Origin of the sequence: Providencia sp. PROV141 (assembly GCF_028481645.1) — a bacterium.
Lineage (GTDB): Bacteria > Pseudomonadota > Gammaproteobacteria > Enterobacterales > Enterobacteriaceae > Providencia > Providencia rettgeri.
Map to the genome: position 1 here is coordinate 98337 of NZ_JAMPPR010000015.1, position 21409 is coordinate 119745.

General features: G+C 42.5%; 19 protein-coding genes. 7 read left to right on the plus strand and 12 right to left on the minus strand.

Translation table 11 applies throughout. The features are described 5' to 3' along the window. Positions 1-3 precede the first annotated feature (3 nt). Positions 4-780: a DeoR/GlpR family DNA-binding transcription regulator gene (locus PSF09_RS10995; RefSeq protein ID WP_272683891.1), complete on the plus strand. Its 777-nt coding sequence runs from the start codon at positions 4-6 to the stop codon at positions 778-780. 118 nt (positions 781-898) lie between these two features. After that, positions 899-1246, plus strand: coding sequence for a DUF1937 family protein (locus tag PSF09_RS11000; protein ID WP_210837654.1), 348 nt, complete (start codon positions 899-901; stop codon positions 1244-1246). A gap of 235 nt (positions 1247-1481) precedes the next feature. Here the strand turns inward: PSF09_RS11000 and ybaL are convergent, their stop codons facing one another. Continuing rightward, positions 1482-3233, minus strand: a complete 1752-nt coding sequence (gene ybaL / locus PSF09_RS11005) for a YbaL family putative K(+) efflux transporter (RefSeq protein ID WP_004913598.1) — start codon at positions 3231-3233, stop codon at positions 1482-1484. A 286-nt stretch (positions 3234-3519) separates the two neighbouring features. Further along, on the minus strand, positions 3520-4743 hold the full coding sequence (locus tag PSF09_RS11010; protein ID WP_272665716.1) for an MFS transporter: 1224 nt from the start codon (positions 4741-4743) through the stop codon (positions 3520-3522). Positions 4744-5001: 258 nt separating this feature from the next. On the opposite strand from PSF09_RS11010, the gene ushA reads away from it, so the two are divergent. Beyond that, complete coding sequence (gene ushA / locus PSF09_RS11015; RefSeq protein ID WP_004913593.1) at positions 5002-6666, plus strand: bifunctional UDP-sugar hydrolase/5'-nucleotidase UshA; 1665 nt, start codon at positions 5002-5004, stop codon at positions 6664-6666. Positions 6667-6726: 60 nt separating this feature from the next. On the opposite strand, the gene PSF09_RS11020 is transcribed toward ushA, so the two are convergent. From PSF09_RS11020 to copA, 5 genes are all read right to left on the minus strand, one after another. Beyond that, positions 6727-7056 carry a hypothetical protein gene (locus PSF09_RS11020; RefSeq protein ID WP_272665717.1) on the minus strand — a complete coding sequence of 110 codons (330 nt, stop codon included), beginning with the start codon at positions 7054-7056 and terminating at the stop codon, positions 6727-6729. Then, the gene (gene ybaK / locus PSF09_RS11025; protein WP_272665718.1) at positions 7028-7501 is read right to left on the minus strand and encodes a Cys-tRNA(Pro)/Cys-tRNA(Cys) deacylase YbaK; all 474 of its coding nucleotides are present in this window, start codon (positions 7499-7501) and stop codon (positions 7028-7030) included. The genes PSF09_RS11020 and ybaK overlap by 29 nt, the downstream gene beginning before the upstream one ends. Positions 7502-7522: 21 nt before the next feature. Next, complete coding sequence (locus PSF09_RS11030) at positions 7523-8326, minus strand: TraB/GumN family protein (RefSeq protein ID WP_210837640.1); 804 nt, start codon at positions 8324-8326, stop codon at positions 7523-7525. Between the two features lie 156 nt (positions 8327-8482). Beyond that, positions 8483-9064 (minus strand): HdeD family acid-resistance protein, encoded by a 582-nt coding sequence (locus PSF09_RS11035; RefSeq protein ID WP_272665719.1) that lies wholly within the window; start codon positions 9062-9064, stop codon positions 8483-8485. A 187-nt stretch (positions 9065-9251) separates the two neighbouring features. Continuing rightward, positions 9252-12185, minus strand: a complete 2934-nt coding sequence (gene copA / locus PSF09_RS11040; protein WP_272683892.1) for a copper-exporting P-type ATPase CopA — start codon at positions 12183-12185, stop codon at positions 9252-9254. A 118-nt stretch (positions 12186-12303) separates the two neighbouring features. On the opposite strand from copA, the gene cueR reads away from it, so the two are divergent. Further along, positions 12304-12714 carry a Cu(I)-responsive transcriptional regulator gene (gene cueR, locus PSF09_RS11045; RefSeq protein WP_272683893.1) on the plus strand — a complete coding sequence of 137 codons (411 nt, stop codon included), beginning with the start codon at positions 12304-12306 and terminating at the stop codon, positions 12712-12714. On the opposite strand, the gene PSF09_RS11050 is transcribed toward cueR, so the two are convergent. The 5 genes from PSF09_RS11050 to tesA all read right to left on the minus strand — a co-directional run bounded on the left by PSF09_RS11050 (position 12668) and on the right by tesA (position 16558). Next, positions 12668-13147: an NfeD family protein gene (locus PSF09_RS11050; RefSeq protein ID WP_272683894.1), complete on the minus strand. Its 480-nt coding sequence runs from the start codon at positions 13145-13147 to the stop codon at positions 12668-12670. The two genes, cueR and PSF09_RS11050, sit on opposite strands and share 47 nt — an antisense overlap. Continuing rightward, positions 13144-14088, minus strand: coding sequence for an SPFH domain-containing protein (locus PSF09_RS11055; RefSeq protein ID WP_109912071.1), 945 nt, complete (start codon positions 14086-14088; stop codon positions 13144-13146). The genes PSF09_RS11050 and PSF09_RS11055 overlap by 4 nt, the downstream gene beginning before the upstream one ends. A gap of 13 nt (positions 14089-14101) precedes the next feature. Continuing rightward, the gene (locus tag PSF09_RS11060) at positions 14102-14959 is read right to left on the minus strand and encodes a co-chaperone YbbN (RefSeq protein ID WP_272683895.1); all 858 of its coding nucleotides are present in this window, start codon (positions 14957-14959) and stop codon (positions 14102-14104) included. Between the two features lie 75 nt (positions 14960-15034). Beyond that, entirely contained in the window at positions 15035-15838 is an 804-nt protein-coding gene (locus PSF09_RS11065) for an SDR family oxidoreductase (RefSeq protein ID WP_272683896.1), read from the minus strand. 78 nt (positions 15839-15916) lie between these two features. Beyond that, positions 15917-16558: a multifunctional acyl-CoA thioesterase I/protease I/lysophospholipase L1 gene (gene tesA, locus PSF09_RS11070; RefSeq protein ID WP_210837628.1), complete on the minus strand. Its 642-nt coding sequence runs from the start codon at positions 16556-16558 to the stop codon at positions 15917-15919. Here tesA and ybbA point away from each other — a divergent pair. The 3 genes from ybbA to PSF09_RS11085 all read left to right on the plus strand — a co-directional run. After that, entirely contained in the window at positions 16526-17212 is a 687-nt protein-coding gene (gene ybbA, locus PSF09_RS11075) for a putative ABC transporter ATP-binding protein YbbA (protein WP_210837626.1), read from the plus strand. The genes tesA and ybbA overlap by 33 nt on opposite strands. Further along, on the plus strand, positions 17209-19656 hold the full coding sequence (ybbP, locus tag PSF09_RS11080) for a putative ABC transporter permease subunit YbbP (RefSeq protein ID WP_272683897.1): 2448 nt from the start codon (positions 17209-17211) through the stop codon (positions 19654-19656). The genes ybbA and ybbP overlap by 4 nt, the downstream gene beginning before the upstream one ends. A 413-nt stretch (positions 19657-20069) precedes the next feature. Next, a partial coding sequence (locus tag PSF09_RS11085; RefSeq protein WP_272683898.1) for an esterase-like activity of phytase family protein occupies positions 20070-21409 on the plus strand: 1340 nt, incomplete at its 3' end.

Consider the following 21409-nt stretch of genomic DNA (forward strand, 5'->3'; position numbering starts at 1 on the left):
ACTATGTGTGAGGGACGTTCCTCAAAAGTACGTCATCAAACTATCATTGAGCTGCTTTCTACTCAAGGGCAGGTTTACGTACAGGAGCTTGCTAAGCATTTTAATGTCGCGCAAGAAACCATCCGTCGTGACCTTAGTAAGCTTGAAACACAGAAGTTACTGAAAAAAGTCCATGGTGGGGCTGTCAATATTCAATCAAAATTTGAGCGTAATTTTACGGAAAGAGCACAAGCCGCGGTTGATGAGAAAAAAGCGATTGCGGCGAAAGCGGCTGAGCTGATTAAACCTGGAGACACATTGTTTATTGATTTTGGCACAACCACCTTTGAATTTAGCCAAAGAATCAAATTGATTGATAACTTAACCGTTATTACAAATTCGCCGTTATTGGCAAATACGTTACAAGAAAACTCAACTATCGAAACGATTTTGATTGGTGGGCAATTTAATGCAGCGCAAAATGCGTGCTTAGGCGCTATTGCACTAAAAAATATTGCTGAATTTTTTGCTGATTACGCAGTGATTGGGGCAGGGGCGATACACGCATTACATGGTGTGATGGATCAACATGTCGATGAAGCGGCAATCGCACAAAAGATGATGGAAAACAGCGATAAATTAATGGTGTTAGCGGATGGCACGAAAGCGAATAAACATGCGATTAATTTTGTGACAAGTTGGGAAAATATTGATTATTTAGTGACAACCAGCAAAGAATTTAAATTACCTGAAGGTAAAAAACATCCTAAAACGAAAATTATTGTTGCGGACGTTGAATAAGTCTTTAATTCTATAAATTAAACTTTAACTCTCCCTGTGGAAAATAATTAATTATTTTTCATGGGGTTACTTTAACTAAAAAATGTTCATTGAAAATTAACAGCACCTAGGAAAGATTATGAGCCTTTATTTTATTGCTTGTCCTTATTCAGACCCCGATAGCAATGTTGTAGAAATGCGCTTTGCTGAATGCACAAAATTTGCAGCAGAACTGGCGCTTAAAGGTATCGCTACCTATAGCCAAATCACGATGACCCACCCAATTAACCAATACCTTGCTTCTCAAGGACAAAAAGTCGCATGGTCTTCTATTGATATGGAATTTCTAAAGCGGTGTGATGGTTTAATTGTGCTGACATTACCTGGCTGGGAAAAAAGCGGTGGTGTTGCAGCTGAAATTCAGTTTTTTAAAGACCAAGGGTTGCCAGTTTGGACTGGGGATGAGTTTATCGCTCACTCGTCATAATTCACGTTGATGCGTTGTTGGCTTCGCTCAGTTCCTCTAGGCACATACTTGTGTATGTTCTTAGGGATATCTTCTCTTGCCGCCTAGCTTCAGCGCGAATTATTTAGAGTGAACGATGAGGGAAAGTAAAACTGAAGATAAACTATCTAGAGTGGATAGAAATAATAAGCGTATAAATTTCAATGTAATAAAAAAGGAAGCAATTGCTTCCTTTTCGTATTAATGGAAATAGAGGTTAATGAGCGGGTTTTAGATAATCATCTAAACTTTTGCCTTCACCTTTTTTATCATTGTCACCATCAATCATATCATCGATAGAACAACCGAACTCTTCCACATCATTGCACATTAATGTCGCCATTGATTTTGCGATTTCATGTTCGCCAATAATGATATGGTCTGCACCTCGTTCTTTAATAAAGCTGACTTCATCATCATAATGGGCACGAACAATCACAGTGACATCTGGGTTCATTTCTTTCGCGGTTGCGACAATTTCACCGGCTTCATAACCATTAGGGATAGTTAAGAGCAATGTTTTGGCGCATTCAATACGGGCAAGGCTAATAATTTCTCTATTGGCACCATTACCTAAGATTGCGCTAAAGCCATTTTCAGCAAGTTCTTCAAACCGAGAGCGGGTATCTTCAACAACGACAACCGGGATTTCCCTTCTACGCAGTTTATCTGCAAGCATGCCTCCCACGCGACCATAACCGACGATGATGGCGTGACCGCAGATATCGACAGGAACTTGGGTTTCTTCTTCCAGAGTTTCCTCCAGCAGTTGTTCTTCGATAGTTTCAGTTTTCTCAAGGTACTTATCTAATAAGCTAAATAACACAGGATTCAGCATAATAGAGACAATTGCACCCGCTAACACCAGGTTTTGCGCATCTTTATCCATGACGCCTAGGGTTAACCCCATTCCGGCTAAGATAAAGGCAAACTCACCAATTTGCGCAAGACTAACAGAAATGGTTAACGCGGTTCGCCGTGAATGGCCAAACATCCTAACAAGTACCAAGGCAGCTGCGGATTTACCAATAATAATAATGGCGAGAACAGCTAAAATTCCCAGAGGCTGCTCAATTAATACGACTGGGTCGAACAGCATCCCAACTGATACAAAGAACAGTACGGCAAAGGCATCACGTAATGGCAGTGTATCTTGTGCGGCACGATGGCTGAGCTCAGACTCGTTTAATACCATCCCTGCGAAGAATGCACCAAGGGCAAATGAAGCATCAAAAATAGCCACAGCAGCATAGGCAATGCCTAATGCGAGTGCGAGAACAGCAAGAGTGAATAGCTCACGAGAACCTGTTGATGCGGTGCGCGATAAAATCCATGGGATCACTTTACGACCCACGACAATCATAATGAATATGAATAGAACAACTTTACCAATTGTCCATGCAAGGCCTAATGCGAGCTCACTGAAGCTAGCATCATCCGTATTCATAATAGCTGCCGCCGCAGGCAGTAGAACGAGTGTTAAGACCATCGCTAAGTCTTCAACAATCAGCCAGCCTATCGCAATTTGCCCACGCTGACTTTCAATCAATTGACGCTCTTCTAATGCACGAAGTAATACGACGGTACTGGCTGTTGATAAACACAGGCCAAATACAACACCTGTAAATATTCCCCAGCCAAATAACATCGACAGGCCAAGACCCAGTAAGGTTGCTACTGCGATTTGAGCAATAGCTCCGGGAATTGCGATAGCTTTAACAGCAAGTAAATCTTTTAATGAGAAATGTAGGCCTACCCCAAACATCAGTAAGATAACACCGATTTCAGCAAGTTCAGGTGCCAGTGCTGCATCAGCAACAAACCCAGGGGTAAATGGGCCTGCTAGGACACCGGCTGCAAGATAGCCAACTAAAGGGGAAATTTTTAATCGCTGTGCAATCATTCCCAACAAATATGCAAGGGCGAGACCACCAACAATGGTTGTGATTAAGGGCGTTGAATGCTCCATTTAGTCTCCTCTGGTTAGTATAAAAATAGAAAGGTGGGTACATGCCGTTGACTTTTAAAATGAGGCCTTCATTTTAAAATGCAAATTGCATGTTTTTATATTCTAACTTTTTTTGAGATAAATTTCCTTAAAAAAATGAAATGTTTTTAAAAAAAATGCAGGGTAAAGGAGCTAAATCGTTACAAGCTTTGTGTTTGTGAGATTTTTATCTGAAATTTATCGAGATTATGGAAGGAAAGACCCATACTTATTTTTAGGTAAGTATGGGTAAAATAAGAAAATAAATCTATTTGTTGCCAATATTTGGTAGCAATACTGTAAAAATCCCAAGTAATGGTAAGAAAGCACAATAATGATAAACCTGTTCAATACTGGTCTGGTCTGCGATATGGCCTAAAACTGCCGCACCAACACCTCCCATACCGAATGCTAATCCGAAGAACAACCCTGATACCATGCCGGTTTTACCGGGGATCAGCTCTTGTGCGTAGACTAAAATAGCCGAAAATGCGGAGGCTAAAATCATACCAATGATGACGGTAAGTACCCCAGTCCAATAGAGGGATGCATAGGGTAAAATTAAGGTAAATGGTGCAACTCCAAGGATTGAGAACCAAATAACGTATTTACGTCCTATTTTGTCACCTATTGGTCCGCCAATCATAGTACCAGCAGCAACTGCAAATAAAAAAACAAACAAATGAATTTGCGCATTTTGCACAGAAACACCAAACTTATCTATCAAATAAAAGGTGTAGTAGCTGCTGATGCTCGCCAAATAAAAGTATTTTGAAAAAATCAGAATTAACAGTACTGCCAAAGAGCCAATAATTGTCTTTCGTGGTAAGACTTTAACATTCCCTGCATCGATTGGTTTCTTACTTGCAGCACGGTGTTGTTGTTTGTACCAGCTGCTGACTTGCAACAAAATAACAATCGCAAGCAGGGCTGCAAGCGAGAACCAACCAATGTTGCCTTTTCCATATGGTTCAATAATCAGTGCTGCAAGTAGTGGCCCAAGGGAGGCGCCTAAGTTACCACCGACTTGGAAAAAGGATTGCGCCAGACCATGACGACCGCCTGAAGCCATACGTGCCACACGAGAGGATTCAGGATGGAAGACAGAAGAACCGGTTCCAACCAATGCGGCTGCAAGTAATATGGTCGGGAAGGTTTCTGCCATCGCTAACAAGATTAGCCCCGTTAGCGTGAAGCTCATTCCTATTGGCAAGGAATAAGGTTGTGGATGTTTGTCTGTATAGTAGCCAATAATTGGTTGTAACAATGATGCGGTAATCTGATAAGTAAGGGTTATCATCCCGATTTGGGCAAAACTCAGTGAAAAATCAGATTGTAATAAAGGATAAATCGCTAAGATTAGTGACTGGATCATGTCATTAAGTAAATGAGAGACACTGATCGCCGTTAGGATACTAAAGACCGTTTTCCCTGTTTTATTTAATGGCTTTGACGGGCTTGGGTTGTTAGGTGTTGTGGTTTGCTCACTCATGTCATTATCAACTTTCTGTGTTACATAATTGTTATCAATATAACTGAAATACAATTTATTTAAATGAATAAATAAATCACGTGAATAACTAGTGTTCGTAAATTATTTGATGGTGATCTCATTTTTATGAAACGAATTTCTTATTCTGCAATAGGTATCAAATCCTGCTCATATTTTTATGCTATAAGACAGCAGGTAGTGACAAACTATAATCTAATATGACTGTATAAAAATTCCTATACCAGCAGGGAGAAATGTATGAAGTTTGCATTTAAGGCATGCGCATTAACGGTATCGTTAGCGTTAATACCCGCAACTATGGCAAATGCGTGGGAAAAAGACAAAACATACAATATTACCATTTTGCATACCAATGACCATCACGGCCACTTCTGGCATAACGACCATGGCGAATATGGTTTAGCGGCGCAAAAAACGGTAGTTGATGAAATTCGTGACGAAGTCGCTAAACAAGGCGGCAGTGTTTTACTGCTCTCTGGTGGTGATATTAATACCGGTGTACCAGAGTCTGATTTACAAGATGCAGAACCCGATTTTAAAGGAATGAACTTAGTCGGTTACGATGCAATGGCATTAGGGAACCATGAGTTTGATAACCCACTTGAGACTTTGCGTCAGCAAGAAAAATGGGCAACTTTTCCGTTCTTATCTGCCAATATTTATCAAAGCAGCACAGGTAAACGCCTTTTCAAACCTTACCAAATCTTTGATAAACAAGGTGTGAAAATTGCGGTTATGGGGCTGACAACCGACGACACAGTGCGTATCGGTAACCCTGCCAATTTCCCTGATGTCGAATTCCGTGTGCCTGCGGACGAAGCCAAAAAAGTGGTTGAAGAGCTTCGTGCAACAGAAAAACCAGACATTATCATCGCAGCCACTCATATGGGGCACTATGATGATGGTAATCATGGTTCGAATGCTCCGGGCGATGTAGAAATGGCGCGCAGCTTACCGGCTGGCTATTTAGATATGATAGTGGGTGGTCACTCACAAGACCCTGTTTGTATGTCTCAAGAAAAGAAAAACTACAAACAAGAAGACTATGTACCAGGTACACCGTGTGCGCCAGATAACCAAAATGGAACTTGGATTGTGCAAGCCCATGAATGGGGTAAATATGTTGGTCGTGCAGATTTTGAATTTAAAAACGGCAAGTTTACGCTGAAACACTACCAGTTAATCCCAATTAACTTGAAGAAAAAAGTGACAAAAGAAGATGGGACTAGCGAGCGTGTTTACTATACACAAGAAATTGCTCATAACCCTGACATGATGAAATTATTGACACCTTATCAAGAAAAAGGTGACAAGCAATTGAGTGTTAAAGTGGGCTCAGTTGAAGGTAAGCTTGAAGGTGATCGCAGTAAAGTGCGTTTTGTGCAAACAAATATGGGGCACCTTCTGTTAGCCGCACAAAAAGAACGTGCTGGAGCTGATTTTGCGATTATGAGCGGCGGCGGTGTTCGTGACTCTATCGAAAGCGGCGATATCACTTATAAAGATGTGCTCAAGGTTCAACCGTTTGCTAATGAGTTAGTTTATGTTGATTTCAAAGGGGATGAAGTTATCCCATACCTGACCGCAGTTGCGAATATGAAACCGGATGCAGGTGCGTATGGCCAGTTCTACAACGTGAACTTAACGCTGAATAAAGATGGCACGATTAGTGATGTCAAAATTGATGGTAAGCCTGTTGACCCGGCTAAAACGTATCGTATGGCAACGTTGAATTTCAATGCGATTGGTGGTGACGGTTACCCGAAAATTGACAACCATCCTAACTACGTTAATACCGGTTTTGTCGATGCGGAAGTGCTCAAAGGGTATATTGAAAAACATTCCCCGCTGAAAGCGGCAGATTATGAGCCAAAAGGTGAGATTATTTATAATAATAAATAATTAAATCATTATTACCTTGAAAGCCTCACTGCTCGCGGTGGGGCTTTTTATCGTCATTATTTAGAGCAAAAAAACATGAGCGACTAAATGAGGGCCTTCATAAATATCAAATGAATGATAATGTAATAAATATTCATGAGGCGCATGTTCAACAAGAAAACGCACAGTTCCTCGGCTTATTTGTCGATTATGGCTATTGCGTAAATGAAACGCTAGCTGGAATATCACACTCCAAGATTCATCGGGTTTGAGGCTGAAACGAGCAACAGCATAATAAGGCCCAATTGCTGGCGGCTGTTGCCTACCACCTTCTTGAGCCGATAACCATTCAATCGTTGCTGCGACTGTCACGGGTTTAATATCATTTACGTATTTCAGCGAAGGTTGCATTCAGTACTTTGGCGAGATCGTTAGGAGCAAGTTCAATATCTAAACCACGTTTTCCACCTGAAACGAACATACTGGCATATTGCTGAGCTTGGTCGTCAATGACTGTTGGTAAGCGCTTTTTTTGACCTAATGGGCTAATACCCCCAAGCAAATATCCCGTTGTTTTTTGAGCGATTTGTGGGTCCGCCATTTCAACTTTTTTGACTTTAAACACTTTGGCAACCTGTTTTAAATCTAATTGCCCTGAAACAGGTGTTACGGCTACGGCTAATGTTTTTTGATCGCCATTGAGTGCGACTAATAAGGTTTTAAACACTTGCTTGGCATCTAACCCAAGTTTTCGTACTGCTTCATCACCAAAGTTACTTTCATTTGGGTCGTGATCGTAGGGGTGTAATGTGAAGGAAATTTTTTGTTTTTCGAGTAATTTTACGGCTGGGGTCATTTTGAGCCTTCTATTTATAACTTAGTTTCGCAAATATTCTACCAGACTATTTTCACCAAACAGGTGTAACGCACCAACAGCGACCACATAGTTACCATCAGGGAGTGATCTAAGCTGCTCGTTCCAATTCGCATTTCGTTGCTTCATCAATACCTGATAAATGTCTTCGCTAAAGGTATTGGGTAAAGCGGTACGATTATTGGGTTGGTAGTCTAACCACCAGCCTATCATCGTTTGTAGCGAGCGCGCGTTTGCACGCCAGTGGTTCAGCGAGTCTTGTAATAACGCTAACCCATTATTAGGCAAAGAAAGCAGCAATTCAACTTGGGAGGCGGTGCCTTCTAGTTCAATAATTGGTTTGAGTTGTGATTGCGCATTACGGATAAGTTGGTAGTCAATGCCGTAGTGACCTCTTAGCCCGAGTTCTTGGGCTTGGGTTGCTTGCAAAATCAGGGCAATTTGCCATGAGGGTAAGGTATCAAAGCGTTCGGGGGATTGGCGGAGCTCTAAACAATATTGTTGAAAAAGATGATATTCATCACGAGTTAGCCGTTGCTCGACAGGGAGAAACTCAGTGATATCATCATTAGGAAATGGAGAGTGAGTTTCAGTGATATCCGCCTCAACAATCAAGGCATCTGCGAGATTAAGTTTGTCTAATAATGTGGCAGACAAAGGAAACATCGTTTCTGTTCCCATGTGAATGCTACCCACAATGTGCAATTTCAGCTTTTTTGATAGCCGAATATCAACAGCAGGGTAAGGGTAAACCGGAGCGGTTTCTGTATGAAGCCAATTCTTTAAATTTTCAAACAAGTTACCCACGATTTCGTCCCTGCGTTATTTCTCATTTTATTAGGGTAAACAATCTTACTGTAATTTGCGAATGCTCATCGTTGATTACGCATTTTTTAGCCGATTGGTGTCATCGTGGAGGCGAAGTAAAGTAGAAAAGTGCCCCTATTAAGGGGCACGATGGGGTTAATTATTTTTACTAATACCTTTAAATACACTGAGTAACGTGAATAAGCTAAAGGAACTAAACACCATTTCGATGCCAATTAAGGTTGTCAGTAAGGTAATTGATGTAATTGGGCCATTACCGATGAGTAAATAGGCAATAAAGAAATCTAATAGGCCAATAATGATTTGTAGCCAGCCGCCAGCTGAGCTAATTTGTTGGAAGCCGACATACAACCGAATAACCCCGCCGACGATAAATAAAGCCGCGACTAAAATAGCCAACGCGACCAGGCTCTGCAACGGGTCTTTAATGAAAGAGTAGCCGACAATAATATAAATAAGACCAATGATAAAACCAAATAGCCGAGACCAACCGGTATAGATCACGGTACTTAGAATGCTTACTATCGCGCCAACACCACCAATAATCAGGAGCACACCCAGTACGGTACTGACAGCGATACCTGATATCATTGGGTTGATGATACAAAAAATTCCGCCCGCTAATAATAAAATGGATAATATCACCAAAAATGTACGTTGTTTTTTAAACTCTTCACCCGCAAGTTTGGCAAGTTTCTCACGATCAATATTAAGCATTTTGCTCTCCAAATATGAAATAACTAACTATTTACTAGTATAGGCTTAGCTTGATATTAATGACATATAAGATAATGCGATTTTTACTTAGTATGAAAATGAAGTGTTGCAGCGAGAAGGTTTAGAGATAAACAGTATCTATCATTAAAAAGAGGGAGGAACATGGGTTTCTCCCTCTTTTTGGTTATTATTTTTCAGGTTTAAACCGTAACAAGCGGTTTGCGTTACTGACCACAGTAATTGATGATAAGGCCATTGCGGCACCAGCAACGACAGGGTTTAGTAATGTTCCCGTTATTGGGTACAAAATACCAGCGGCAATCGGGATACCTAACGTATTGTAAACAAAGGCACCAAACAGATTCTGCTTCATATTACGCAGTGTTCCTTTTGAAATAGATACCGCATCGGCAACACCATGTAAGCTTTGGCGCATCAAGGTAATCGATGCAGTTTCAATAGCTATATCACTGCCGCCACCCATCGCAATACCAACGTCAGCTCGGGCTAGAGCAGGGGCATCATTGATGCCATCACCCACCATTGCAACTTTGTGCCCTTTGGCTTGCAAGGCTTCAATTGCGGCAGATTTACCATCTGGCATAACGCCTGCAATCACTTCATCAATACCTGCTTCTTTGGCTATCGCGTTAGCGGTTACTGGGTTATCTCCGGTTAACATGACTAAACGGAAACCTTGTTTGTGCAACCGTGCCAGCGCACTTATGCTGTCTTCACGTAATGGGTCACGGATAGATAACAGTGCGGCAACTTTACCATCAACAGCCAGTAAGACGGGAGTGACACCTTGAGTGGCTTGTTGGTGTAAGATTTCTTCAATATCACGGGTATCAATATTATTTTGTGATAACAGTTTTTGGTTACCTAATAAAATAGTTTTCCCATCAATTATTGCGCTAATACCTAACCCTGCTAAGGTTCTAAACTGCTCATTAGCAGGTAGTGTTAAGCCTTTTGCGCGATTTAAAACAGCGCGAGCCAGTGGGTGATTAGAACCATTTTCTAATGAAGCGGCAAACTGTAAGGCGGTGTCTTGTTCGAACCCATTAAATACATGGATATCAGTAACTTGTGGCATACCTTCAGTCAATGTGCCTGTTTTATCAAAGACAATGGTATCTAACTCACTTGCTTGCTGTAATGCATCTGCATCGCGCACTAACACGCCAAATTCAGCCGCACGGCCCACGCCAGAAATAATCGACATTGGCGTTGCAAGGCCTAGTGCACAAGGACACGCAATAATTAAAACGGTTGTGGTAATAACAAGTGCGTAAGTAATTTGTGGTGCAGGCCCAACAAAGTACCAAATCGCACCTGAAATTAAGGCGATAGCCACAACTACCGGTACAAATACGGCAGAAATACGGTCAGCAAGTTGGCCAATTTGTGGCTTACTACTTTGTGCTTGGCGAACAAGGTGAATAATGCGCGCTAAAGTCGTTTGGCTGCCAACAGCAGCGGCACGAAATAGCACGGTACCATCTTGTACCACAGTTCCCGCATGGACTTGATCCCCTTTACTTTTTTGCTGCGGGATCGGCTCACCTGTTAGCATGGCTTCGTCTAACCAAACCTCTCCTTCGACAATTTCACCATCAACAGGGACACGGTCACCCGTTGCTAAGCGTAAAATCATTCCTTTTTTGACTTGCTCGAGCGGCATATCCACTTCGCCTTGTTCTGTGACAACACGGGCCGTTGGCGGTGTCAGGTCTAGTAAGCGTTCAAGGGCTTTGGATGAGCGTTGGCGAGCTCGTTGTTCTAAGGCATGACCTAGGTTAATAAGACCGATGATCATGGCACTGGCTTCATAATAAAGGTGTCTGGCTTGGTCTGGGAACCATTCAGGCCAAAGATTCACCACAATAGAATAGAGCCAAGCCGCCCCGGTTCCTAGCGCGACTAAGGTGTCCATGGTCGCACTGCCATTTTTTAGGCTTTGCCATGCATTTCGATAAAAGTGCCCACCTGCAAATACCATGACCGCAAGGGTTAATACACCAATGGTAAGCCAAATGGTATGGTTTTGCTCAGTCAGCACCATGTTATCGCCCATCATCCCCCACACCATCACAGGGATACCAAGGGCAAGTGCTAATGCTGATTGCCAGCGGAAGCGGCGCATATTGGCTTGCGCAACCTCCTGTTGGCGCTCACGGCGTTTAGCTTCATCTTGAATGATTTCAGCACCATAACCTGCTTTAACAACCGCAGCGATTAAATCATTTGGTTCAGCGCTTCCGGTGACTAACGCGCTACGCTCAGCTAAGTTGACACGTGCATTTTCAACGCCCGGTACGCTATTTAAGGCTTTCTGGACTTTGTTGACACAACTAGCACAGGTCATGCCATCAAGCAGTAACTGTACACTGTCATCTATTGGGCTAATTTCAGGTTGTTCACCTAAATCAGACTCTTGTGCCGGGATCTCACAGATTGCCGCTGAATCAGCTTCCGGCTGTTCAGTTGTAGTACTCAGCGGCTCAGCTTTTGGGTGAGATTCACCCACAGTTGCTTGGTAGCCAACCGCTTGAACCGCAGCAATTAGGGATTCTGCGGATGCCGTACCTTGGACAACAGCGGTTTGGGTATCGACAGTTGCACTTTGAACACCATCAACTGCTTCTAGCGCTTGCTGTGTTTTAACGGCACATTTCATGCAACTTAGACCCGAAAGGGCTAAAGAGATCGCTTTTGTTTGGGCGAGTTCTGCGTTGTAACCCGCTTGTTGAACAGCGGCGATTAACGTTTGTGCATCAGCAGAACCGTACACTTTGGCGCTGGTGGTATCGACAACGGCAGCGGCAACGCCATCAACCTCTTCGAGTGCTTTTTGTGTTTTACCCGCACATTTCATACAATTGAGGCCTGAAAGCTGTAACTCGACATCAGGAGCTGTAGCCACTTCAGCTTCATAGCCTGCATCAACGATGGTTTTAATTAAATCAGCCACATTGGTATCACTTTCCATCACGGCATAATCGATACTCACTTTTAAGTTAGTGACATCACCACGTCCTTCGAGCGCTTTAGTGACTGAACCGACACAGTGCATGCAGCTTAGTCCCTGTAATTTTAAAATAATCATGTTACTCATTTTGCAGCCTCCAAACCCGTTTGATGTATTGGGTCTATAACTTTATCTACAATTAGGTCTATAATTCGACAATATATAAAGGTTACACCTTCCAGCAAGGTTAAGGTCAAGAGGAATTATGAATATTAGTGAAATTGCCAAAAAAACGGGCCTAACTGCAAAAGCAATCCGTTTTTATGAGGATAAAGGTTTAATTACGCCACCTGAAAGAGGGGAGAACAGCTACCGCTATTATCGGGAACGTCATTTAAACGAACTCGTGTTGCTCAAACAGGCAAAAGATGTGGGTTTTACCTTGGATGAATGTGGCGAATTATTAGGTTTATTTCGCAACCCAACCCGACATAGTGCTGATGTAAAAACGACAACGATAGCCAAGATAAATGAAATAGAGCAGACAATCGTTAAATTGTCTGCCATTCGAGATACATTACAAGAGCTCGTGGACGTATGTCCTGGGGATGATGGTGCGGATTGCCCAATTATTGACCACTTGGCGCGTGGATGTTGTCATCATGAGAAGGCTTAACCTGCAAGGTGATACCGTCTACTGCGATGACGACCACTTCTGTATTGGCGCTTAATGGCGTGTCGCTATACACGCGCCAACTACCATCGGCAAGGCGTACTCGGCTAAAGCCTTCTTCGGTATCTGACAACAAACGGCCTTTCACACCGATGAGTTGATGACTGATTTGATTGACGTTATCTGCCTTGTTTTTTTGCTTGTTCCTCAACCAGTTGCGCCATAATACAGCAGAGACAACGGTAAAAATGGCAAACAAGATCCCTTGCCACTCCCAACCGATGAATGGCAGAGCCCAAACGATAACGCCAACAAGCACCGCAGCAATACCCGACCATAAAAAATAGCCTGCGGTACCAAGAAGTTCACCAATCAGCAATAGCCCACCAAGACACAGCCAAAACCATGCGGGTTGAGCACTGATAAGCTCTATCATTCTTTTACCTGTTTTTTTATGGCACCGGTTTTCTTGCTTTCACCGATTAGCTCAGTAATCCCACCAATTGCGCCCATTAAGTTACTGGCTTCTAATGGCATCATGATGACTTTGCTGTTTTCGGCAGAACCAATACTAGTCAGTGCATCAGTGTATTTTTGCGCCACAAAGTAGTTAATCGCCTGCATATCACCAGCGGCAATCGCTTCAGATACCATTTGTGTTGCTTTTGCTTCCGCTTCTGCTGCTCTTTCGCGTGCTTCGGCTTGTAAAAATGCGGATTGGCGTTCACCTTCAGCTTTGAGAATTTGTGACTGTTTTTCACCTTCAGCTTTTAAAATTGCTGCTTGGCGGATACCTTCAGCTTCAAGAATATCAGCCCGTTTGGTACGTTCAGCTTTCATCTGCGCATTCATCGCACTAATTAATTCTTTTGGTGGCTTCACGTCACGAATTTCGATACGGGTAATTTTGACACCCCAAGGGTTAGTTGCTTCATCCACCACGTGTAATAAACGGCTATTAATGGAATCACGTTGTGATAACATTTCGTCCAGTTCCATGGAACCTAATACGGTACGAATATTTGTCATGGTTAAATTCAGTACGGAAAGCTCAAGGTTGCTGACCTCATAGGCCGCACGTACTGGGTCAACGACTTGAATAAAGCAGACCGCATCAATCGTGACGTTGGCATTATCGCGAGAAATAACTTCTTGAGATGGGATATCGAGGACTTGTTCCATCATATTGATGCGACGGCCAATTTTGTCCATAAATGGCACAATAATATGCAAGCCTGGTTGTAGCGTACGGGTATAGCGGCCGAAACGCTCAACTGTCCATTGAAAGCCTTGCGGTACTGTTTTAACACAGGTAAAAACAATAACGACAGCGACAAAAATGATAATCGGTATTGCACCAAAGGCGAACAAGTCCATATTTAACCCTTAATTAGTAAAGTAATGAATATACTTGGCGACGGTATTTACTGGCAATGGCATCACCAGTTCCCATTGCAGACATAATATCCATCATGGTTTTTCTCACTGCGCCGTCACCTGCACCCAAATCGGTACGTAAAAAGCCGAATAACATTTCCAGCGCTTCTTCGTTGCGGTTCACTTCATGCAGTTTTAGGGCTAATTGAACAGCTAACGTTGTATTTTGCGGATCTTGATTGAATTCATCTTGCAATTGCTGAATTTCAGGGGTGTCCGCAGCTTGTTTTAATAATTCAATTTGTGCAATTAAACCTTGGTAGCGGCTGTCTTTATCCTGTAATGGGACAGCTTCTAAAGTAGCTTGTGCGTCATCAACAAGATTTAAACCGATTTGGGTTTCTGCCAATAATAATGTGATTTCGCTATTTTTGGGGTTCAGCTGATGCGCTTCTTTTAACAATGGCAGTGCTTCTTGCGCTTTACCTTCTGCAATTAATTCAGCAGCTTGTGCTGCTTTCATTTCTTCTGGGCTTGGCAGCACGCGAGATAAAATTTCCAGCACGACCTCTTCGGGTTGTGGCCCTTCAAAGCCATCAACAGGACGACCATTTTGCAATACATATACGGTAGGGATCGCTTTTAAGCCAAACTGACTGGCGATCATTTGTTCTTCATCACAATTAACTTTAGCTAAAATAAATGACCCTGCGTAGTCGTTGGCAATTTTTTCCAACATAGTACCGAAATCTTGGCAATGAGGGCTACGCGGTGACCAAAAGTAAAACATGACAGGTAAGTTCATTGATTGTTCAATGAGTTGGTGTAGGTTGGTTTCGTTAATATCAATTATCTGAGCGTTAGCAAACATAAGAAGTCTCTTTTGAATTTGTTATCAATAGAATTTTTGAGCGATAGTAATAAAATGGGGCTGATTTTGCTTTTTTCAAGCTTTTTTTCCCTGATTTGACAGTATTTTATCCATTATTTTGTCAGGTAAAATACGCTTTAAGATACGTACAGCGACAGTTAATAACGTGACAGAGTAGCGTACTTTTGGGCGCGGGCTTTCTAACGCATGGATCAGTTTTTCTACCACATGTTCCGGTGTTAAGGTAAAACGTGAGGCAATACCTGGGTTTTTAACAGGTTTATCTTTTTGAGTTTGTTCAACATTTTGAGTAAAAGCGGTATGAATAGGGCCTGGCTCAATTAAGCTCACTTTTACACCTGTTCCAGCTAACTCTAAGCGTAGGGCATCAGACCATGCTTCCAGTGCGTATTTACTGGCAGCATAAGCGCCACGGCCGGGAGTTGAAATCACCCCCATTACCGAACTGGTCTGGATAATTCGGCCTTCATGGTGCGCGCTCATGGCGGGTAATAGCAAGAAAGTTAATTGGTGAACACCAAAAAAATTAGTGGAAAATTGCGCTTCGAGTTGCTCGCGGTTGACGCTATTTAACGGCCCATACACCCCAAAACCGGCGTTGTTGAATAACCCGTAAAGGCGATGATTACAGAGTGTTAGCACCGTTTGAGCCGCTGTTTCTATGCTATTTTTATCATCGAGGTCAAGTGAGACGGTGTCATAACCCAGTTCTTTCAGGCGTAAAATATCACTTTCTTTACGGCAGGCAACAATAACATGATAGCCACGCTGGCGAAGTGTTTGTGCAGCACAAAAGCCAATACCGCTTGATGCACCTGTGACCAGGACTGATTTTTTGTTTCGTGCTGATGTTTGCATAACTTTACCTTGGTTTCATGCAACTGAATCTATTTCGGGTATAAAAGAGCGTTTTAATTCTCTTGTTTAACGTCTGTTTTATTTATTAGACGGTAAAATATGTTCAGAAAGCTGTTTTTCCATAAAATCAGCAATGGATGGCTGGGCTTCAACCGTCGGGTGAATACCGTCTTGTTGTATCCATTCAGGCTTAGTTATCACAGTTTCCATATAAAATGGCAGTAATGGAATTTGATTACTTTGCGCCAATTTCGGATAGACTTTTTCGAAACTTGTCGTATAACGTTTTCCATAGTTAGGTGGAATACGAATTTGCATTAAGAGCGGTTTCGCACCGGATTGCACGATTTGCTTAATAATCTGTTGTAAATTAGCTTCAAGTTGTTCTACTGGGAGACCTTGTAAGCCGTCATTTGCACCTAACTCGATCAATACCCAGTTAGGTTTGTTTTGTTCGAGTAACATGGAAAGTCGTTCTAACCCCTGTGCAGAGGTATTCCCACTAATACTACCGTTAATAATAGCAACGGGTGGGGAAAGTTTCTGCCAACGTTCGGCAAGCAAAGAGGCCCAAGCCTGCTCAGCCGGTAGACGGTAGCCTGCACTTAGGCTATCACCTAAGATTAATAGCTTAGTTGACGCAAGTGCGTGCCCACTTGCAGTCAGTAACAGGAGAAATACCAATATATGTCGGCGAATAATATTCTTGAAGTTCATCATCTCATTAAACGTGTTGGCCAAGGTGAACATGAACTGACTATATTGCAAGGTGTTGAGCTAATTGTCGAGTCCGGGCAAACAATTGCTTTAATTGGGGAGTCTGGTTCGGGGAAATCAACCTTGTTAGGGATTATCGCGGGGTTGGATGACGGCTCCAGTGGAACGGTTAATTTATTAGGTCAAGACCTCACTAAAATGGATGAAGAGCAACGGGCACATTTACGGGCACAAAGTGTCGGTTTTGTGTTTCAATCCTTTATGTTGATTCCAACCTTAAATGCTATTGAAAATGTGCAGCTTCCTTCTTTGCTACGTGGCGAATCTGAGTCTGAAAGTTATCAACATGCGGCGGGTTTACTGACTGATTTAGGCTTAAAAGATCGCTTAAAACATATGCCAGCACAGTTGTCAGGAGGGGAACAACAACGCGTTGCACTTGCTCGAGCTTTTAATGGTCGCCCTCAAATTTTATTTGCTGATGAACCAACGGGTAACCTCGATCGCCACACCGGGGATAAAATTGCAGATTTATTATTTGCGATGAACAAAGAGCATGGAACAACCTTGATTTTGGTTACTCACGATAACGAGCTAGCTGCGCGTTGCCAACGTCGCTTGCGTTTGGTTGATGGGCAGTTGAGGGAAGAAGCATGATTTGGCGTTGGTTTTGGCGTGAATGGAAAACACCCTCGTTATTGATTGTTTGGCTTGCACTTACCCTTGCAGTAGCTTGTGTATTGGCTTTAGGGCGAATTAGCGATCGTATTGAAAATAGTATGAGCTACCAAAGCCGTGAGTTGTTAGCGGGGGACTTAGTTTTACGTTCTTCTCATCCAAGCGAACCTACATGGTTACAAGAAGCCCAAAAAGAGGGCTTAGCGCTCAGCCAGCAAATATCATTTTCTACCATGGCTTATGCGACAGAAGATGAAGACGCTCGGCCACAATTGGTGTTAGTGAAAGCCGCAGATAAGGCATATCCATTATATGGCGAGCTTATCACTGAACCCGCTGGGTTAACCCCAACAAAAGGGCAAATACTAGTCGCTCCGCGGCTATTAGAATTATTGAACCTCAATGTAGGGGATAACCTTGATATCGGAGATGCAACGCTAAAAGTCTCGGGTAAATTAATTCAAGAGCCCGACAGCGGATTTAACCCGTTCCAGATTGCTCCAAGAGTATTAATAGCGATTGAAGATGCGCCATTAACAGGGGCTATTCAAGTAGGCAGCCGATTAACGTATCGCGACATGTTTGCCGGTGATCGTCAGCTGATTGATGCATTTCAACAAAAATATGAGCAAGATCTGCGAAATGATCAACGTTGGTATACATTAAGCGAAGATAACGGCGCAGTAGGGAAAACGTTTCAACGTGCTCAACAATTTTTATTGTTATCAGTGTTATTAACACTGCTGCTAGCCATTGCTGCGGTCGTGGTTTCAATGACGCATTATTGCCGCAGCCGTCATCAACTAATCGCAGTATTAAAAACTCTAGGAGCAGGGCGTAGCGCATTACGTCAGTGGATTATTGGGCAGTGGTTAGTGATTTTAATCGCTGCGGCTTTACTCGGCTCATTATTAGGTTTGGTTTTTGAAGGCATTTTAATGCAAATCTTAGGGGCTATGTTGCCGAAGGAATTGCCACCTGCGAGTTTAATGCCTTGGGTTTGGGCGATCAGTACATTATTCATTATTGCTATTATTGTTGGCAGTCGCCCTTATTACCAACTGATGGCAACCCAGCCTTCAAGGGTATTGCGTGAAGATGCTAAATCACCCGTTTGGCCCCTGTATTATTATCTGCCAATTGTTATTTTAATTGTGGTTGGTGGGTTATTTATTTTTGCTGGCGTCAATCCTCTGTTGTGGTCAATTTTGGCGGGTATTGTCGTGGTGGCCATTCTACTTGCGCTGATTGGTTGGGTAGGCTTATGGGGGCTACGCCATATTAAGTTCCGCCAATTAAGTTTGCGTTTATCCGTTAGTCGCCTATTGCGCCAGCCGTTACAGACCATCACACAAATGAGTGCATTTTCGCTGTCATTTATGTTGTTGGCGCTGCTAATTTTAGTGCGTGGTGATTTACTTGACCGCTGGCAGCAGCAATTACCCGCAGATAGCCCGAACTATTTCTTGATTAATATGAACCAGTCACAGCTTGAGCCTGTTACCAAGCTCTTGGCTGAGTTTGACGTCAAACCAACAGAGTTCAACCCTGTGGTGTTAGCGCGCTTAACCGATATTAATGACCAGTCAGCGGTTGAATGGGCAGATCAACGTGATCCAAATAATAATACGGTGCGACGTGAATTGAGTTTAACTTGGCAATCTGATTTAGCGCCAGCTAATGTGGTTGACGAAGGGACATGGCCACCGAAAGCGGGAGAAGTTTCGATTGAACAAACGGTCGTTAAAGAGCTCGGATTGAAATTAGGCGATAAACTAACATTTAACGCAGGGGCTCAGGTCTTTAGTGCAACAGTCAGTAGTATTCGTACGGTTGATTGGGAGAGCCTGCGACCGAACTTCTATTTTATTTTCTCTGAAGAAAGTCTTTCTCAAATGCCGGCCACTTGGTTGAGCAGCTTCCACTATGAAGGCGATGGGCAGTTATTGACGCAACTTAGCCGCCATTACCCGACAATTAATGTGCTCGACACTGGTGCAATTATTACCCAAATCCAGCAAATTCTTCAGCAGGTGAGCCAAGCCCTTGAAGTGATGGTGGTACTGGTTATTTTCTGTGGGTTATTGCTATTATTGGCTCAAATTCAAGTGGGTATGAGCCAACGAGAGCGAGAGCTCGTAGTATATAGAACGCTAGGCGCCAGTAAAAAGTTAATGCGTAGAACGCTATGGAGCGAATTTGCATTACTTGGCTTAATGGCCGGGCTTGCCGCAGCTTTTGGAGCAGAAATTACATTATGGCTGTTACAAAGTAAAGTGTTTGATTTCCCATGGCAACCTGAATGGCGTATGTGGGTATTATTGCCTTTGTGCGCGGCAATTTTATTGTCTATTTGCGGTGGGTGGTTAGGACTGCGTTTATTAGGGACGGGTAATCAGCACCGTCGTTTACCTAATAGTTAAATACTCGTCATACTTCGAGTTGCAGCGTTGTTGACTGCGTTCAGATAGCCGAATCACATACTTTTGTATGCTCATCGGTCTATCTTCACTTGTCGCCTAGCTGCAACTCGAATTATTTAGAGTATATACTCGCTATATTTCAAGCTGTATGGGTGTTGACTGCGTTCAGATAGCCGGATCATAGACTTTTGTATGCTCATCGGTCTATCTTCACTTGTCGCCTAGCTGCAACTCGAATTATTTAGAGTATATCGGTATTAGGGAAATATCGTAATACCAATATTTATTGAACATGATAAAAAACAACCTGTTTTTCAGTAAAATAACTGTCTTCAATCCTTCATAAAAGCTTCATTCATCGACGTTATGATTCCGCCATCAATTATTGATAGCCTTAAAATGGAAACATAACAATGCAGAATAACTATTCTATTAAACGTAAACTGGGCTCGTTATCTTTATTGGCTAGTTTAATTTCATTTAGCATCACTGGGTTTGCTCAACAAGAGGTGCCAGCAACATTAGCGGGTCACTCCATTCTTCCAGTTAATTCCACTGTTGCTACACCTGAAAATGCACCTTCAGATATGCAAGTGAGTGGTAAATTTACCACTGGCGTTCGTGTAGATAGCTTAGGGAAAGTGGAAGGTAAATCTGCAGATCGCCCAACAGGAATGCACATTCCAATTAAAGGCCAACCACGTCAAGGGCACTCGGGTATCAAACGCATGGCGGATGGTACTTACTGGGTTTTAACTGATAATGGATTTGGCAACAAAGTAAACTCCCCTGACTCTATGTTGTATGTCACTCAATATGATATTGATTTTCAAACGGGTAATACGACACCATTAAAAACGGTTTTCTTCCAGGACCCCGATAAAATTATCCCTTTTCATATTACGAATGAAAGTACAAAAGAGCGCTATTTAACAGGCAGTGATTTTGATCCTGAAAGCTTTCAATTTGCGGATGGTGCTTTATGGGTTGGTGATGAGTTTGGCCCTTACTTAATCAAAATGGATTTGGATGGCAAGGTATTAGCCTTGTTTGAAACGCAAGTAGATGGAAAGAACGTCGTTTCTCCTGATCACTACCAAATCACCACACCGGGTAAACCTACAGATAAAGTGACTTTCCAAGTCAATCGTTCGAAAGGTTTTGAAGGTATGGCATCATCGCCAGATGGTTCTAAGCTCTACCCAATGCTAGAAGGTGCTATTTGGCTTGATGAAAAACAAGATTATGAAAATATCGATGGTAAACGTGCTGCCCGTATTCTTGAATTTGATGTGAAAAAGCAGGATTGGACTGGCAGAAGTTGGTTATATGTCTTTGAAGATAACCAAAACGCCATTGGTGATTTTAATCTTATTGATGATACTCACGGCTTAATCATTGAGCGTGATAATGGTGAAGGCACTGCAGATAAAGCCTGCACGGCGGGAAGCAGTAATACTGAAAATTGTTTTAGTCATTCAGCTAAATTCAAGCGTGTTTATCGTATTGAGTTTTCAGATAATAACGTTGGAAAAGCGGTGGATAAACAGGCTTATATTGATTTAATGAATATAAAAGACCCGAATAATATGGCAAGAAAACCCTTAAATGACGGGGTGTTTACCTTCCCATTCTTCACGATAGAGAACGTTGATGTGGTTGATAGCGAACACATTATTGTTGGCAATGATAATAATTACCCGTTCTCATCCAGTCGTGAACCAAATAAAGCGGATGATAACGAATTTATCTT

What these genes read in the sequence shown, in the direction of transcription:
- PSF09_RS10995 (WP_272683891.1), top strand. Translation starts at nt 4, where the DNA reads ATGTGTGAGGGACGTTCCTCAAAAGTACGTCATCAAACTATCATTGAG.
- PSF09_RS11000 (WP_210837654.1), top strand. Translation starts at nt 899, where the DNA reads ATGAGCCTTTATTTTATTGCTTGTCCTTATTCAGACCCCGATAGCAAT.
- ybaL (WP_004913598.1), bottom strand. Translation starts at nt 3,233, where the DNA reads ATGGAGCATTCAACGCCCTTAATCACAACCATTGTTGGTGGTCTCGCC.
- PSF09_RS11010 (WP_272665716.1), bottom strand. Translation starts at nt 4,743, where the DNA reads ATGAGTGAGCAAACCACAACACCTAACAACCCAAGCCCGTCAAAGCCA.
- ushA (WP_004913593.1), top strand. Translation starts at nt 5,002, where the DNA reads ATGAAGTTTGCATTTAAGGCATGCGCATTAACGGTATCGTTAGCGTTA.
- PSF09_RS11020 (WP_272665717.1), bottom strand. Translation starts at nt 7,056, where the DNA reads ATGCAACCTTCGCTGAAATACGTAAATGATATTAAACCCGTGACAGTC.
- ybaK (WP_272665718.1), bottom strand. Translation starts at nt 7,501, where the DNA reads ATGACCCCAGCCGTAAAATTACTCGAAAAACAAAAAATTTCCTTCACA.
- PSF09_RS11035 (WP_272665719.1), bottom strand. Translation starts at nt 9,064, where the DNA reads ATGCTTAATATTGATCGTGAGAAACTTGCCAAACTTGCGGGTGAAGAG.
- copA (WP_272683892.1), bottom strand. Translation starts at nt 12,185, where the DNA reads ATGAGTAACATGATTATTTTAAAATTACAGGGACTAAGCTGCATGCAC.
- cueR (WP_272683893.1), top strand. Translation starts at nt 12,304, where the DNA reads ATGAATATTAGTGAAATTGCCAAAAAAACGGGCCTAACTGCAAAAGCA.
- PSF09_RS11050 (WP_272683894.1), bottom strand. Translation starts at nt 13,147, where the DNA reads ATGATAGAGCTTATCAGTGCTCAACCCGCATGGTTTTGGCTGTGTCTT.
- PSF09_RS11055 (WP_109912071.1), bottom strand. Translation starts at nt 14,088, where the DNA reads ATGGACTTGTTCGCCTTTGGTGCAATACCGATTATCATTTTTGTCGCT.
- PSF09_RS11060 (WP_272683895.1), bottom strand. Translation starts at nt 14,959, where the DNA reads ATGTTTGCTAACGCTCAGATAATTGATATTAACGAAACCAACCTACAC.
- PSF09_RS11065 (WP_272683896.1), bottom strand. Translation starts at nt 15,838, where the DNA reads ATGCAAACATCAGCACGAAACAAAAAATCAGTCCTGGTCACAGGTGCA.
- ybbA (WP_210837626.1), top strand. Translation starts at nt 16,526, where the DNA reads ATGTCGGCGAATAATATTCTTGAAGTTCATCATCTCATTAAACGTGTT.
- tesA (WP_210837628.1), bottom strand. Translation starts at nt 16,558, where the DNA reads ATGATGAACTTCAAGAATATTATTCGCCGACATATATTGGTATTTCTC.
- ybbP (WP_272683897.1), top strand. Translation starts at nt 17,209, where the DNA reads ATGATTTGGCGTTGGTTTTGGCGTGAATGGAAAACACCCTCGTTATTG.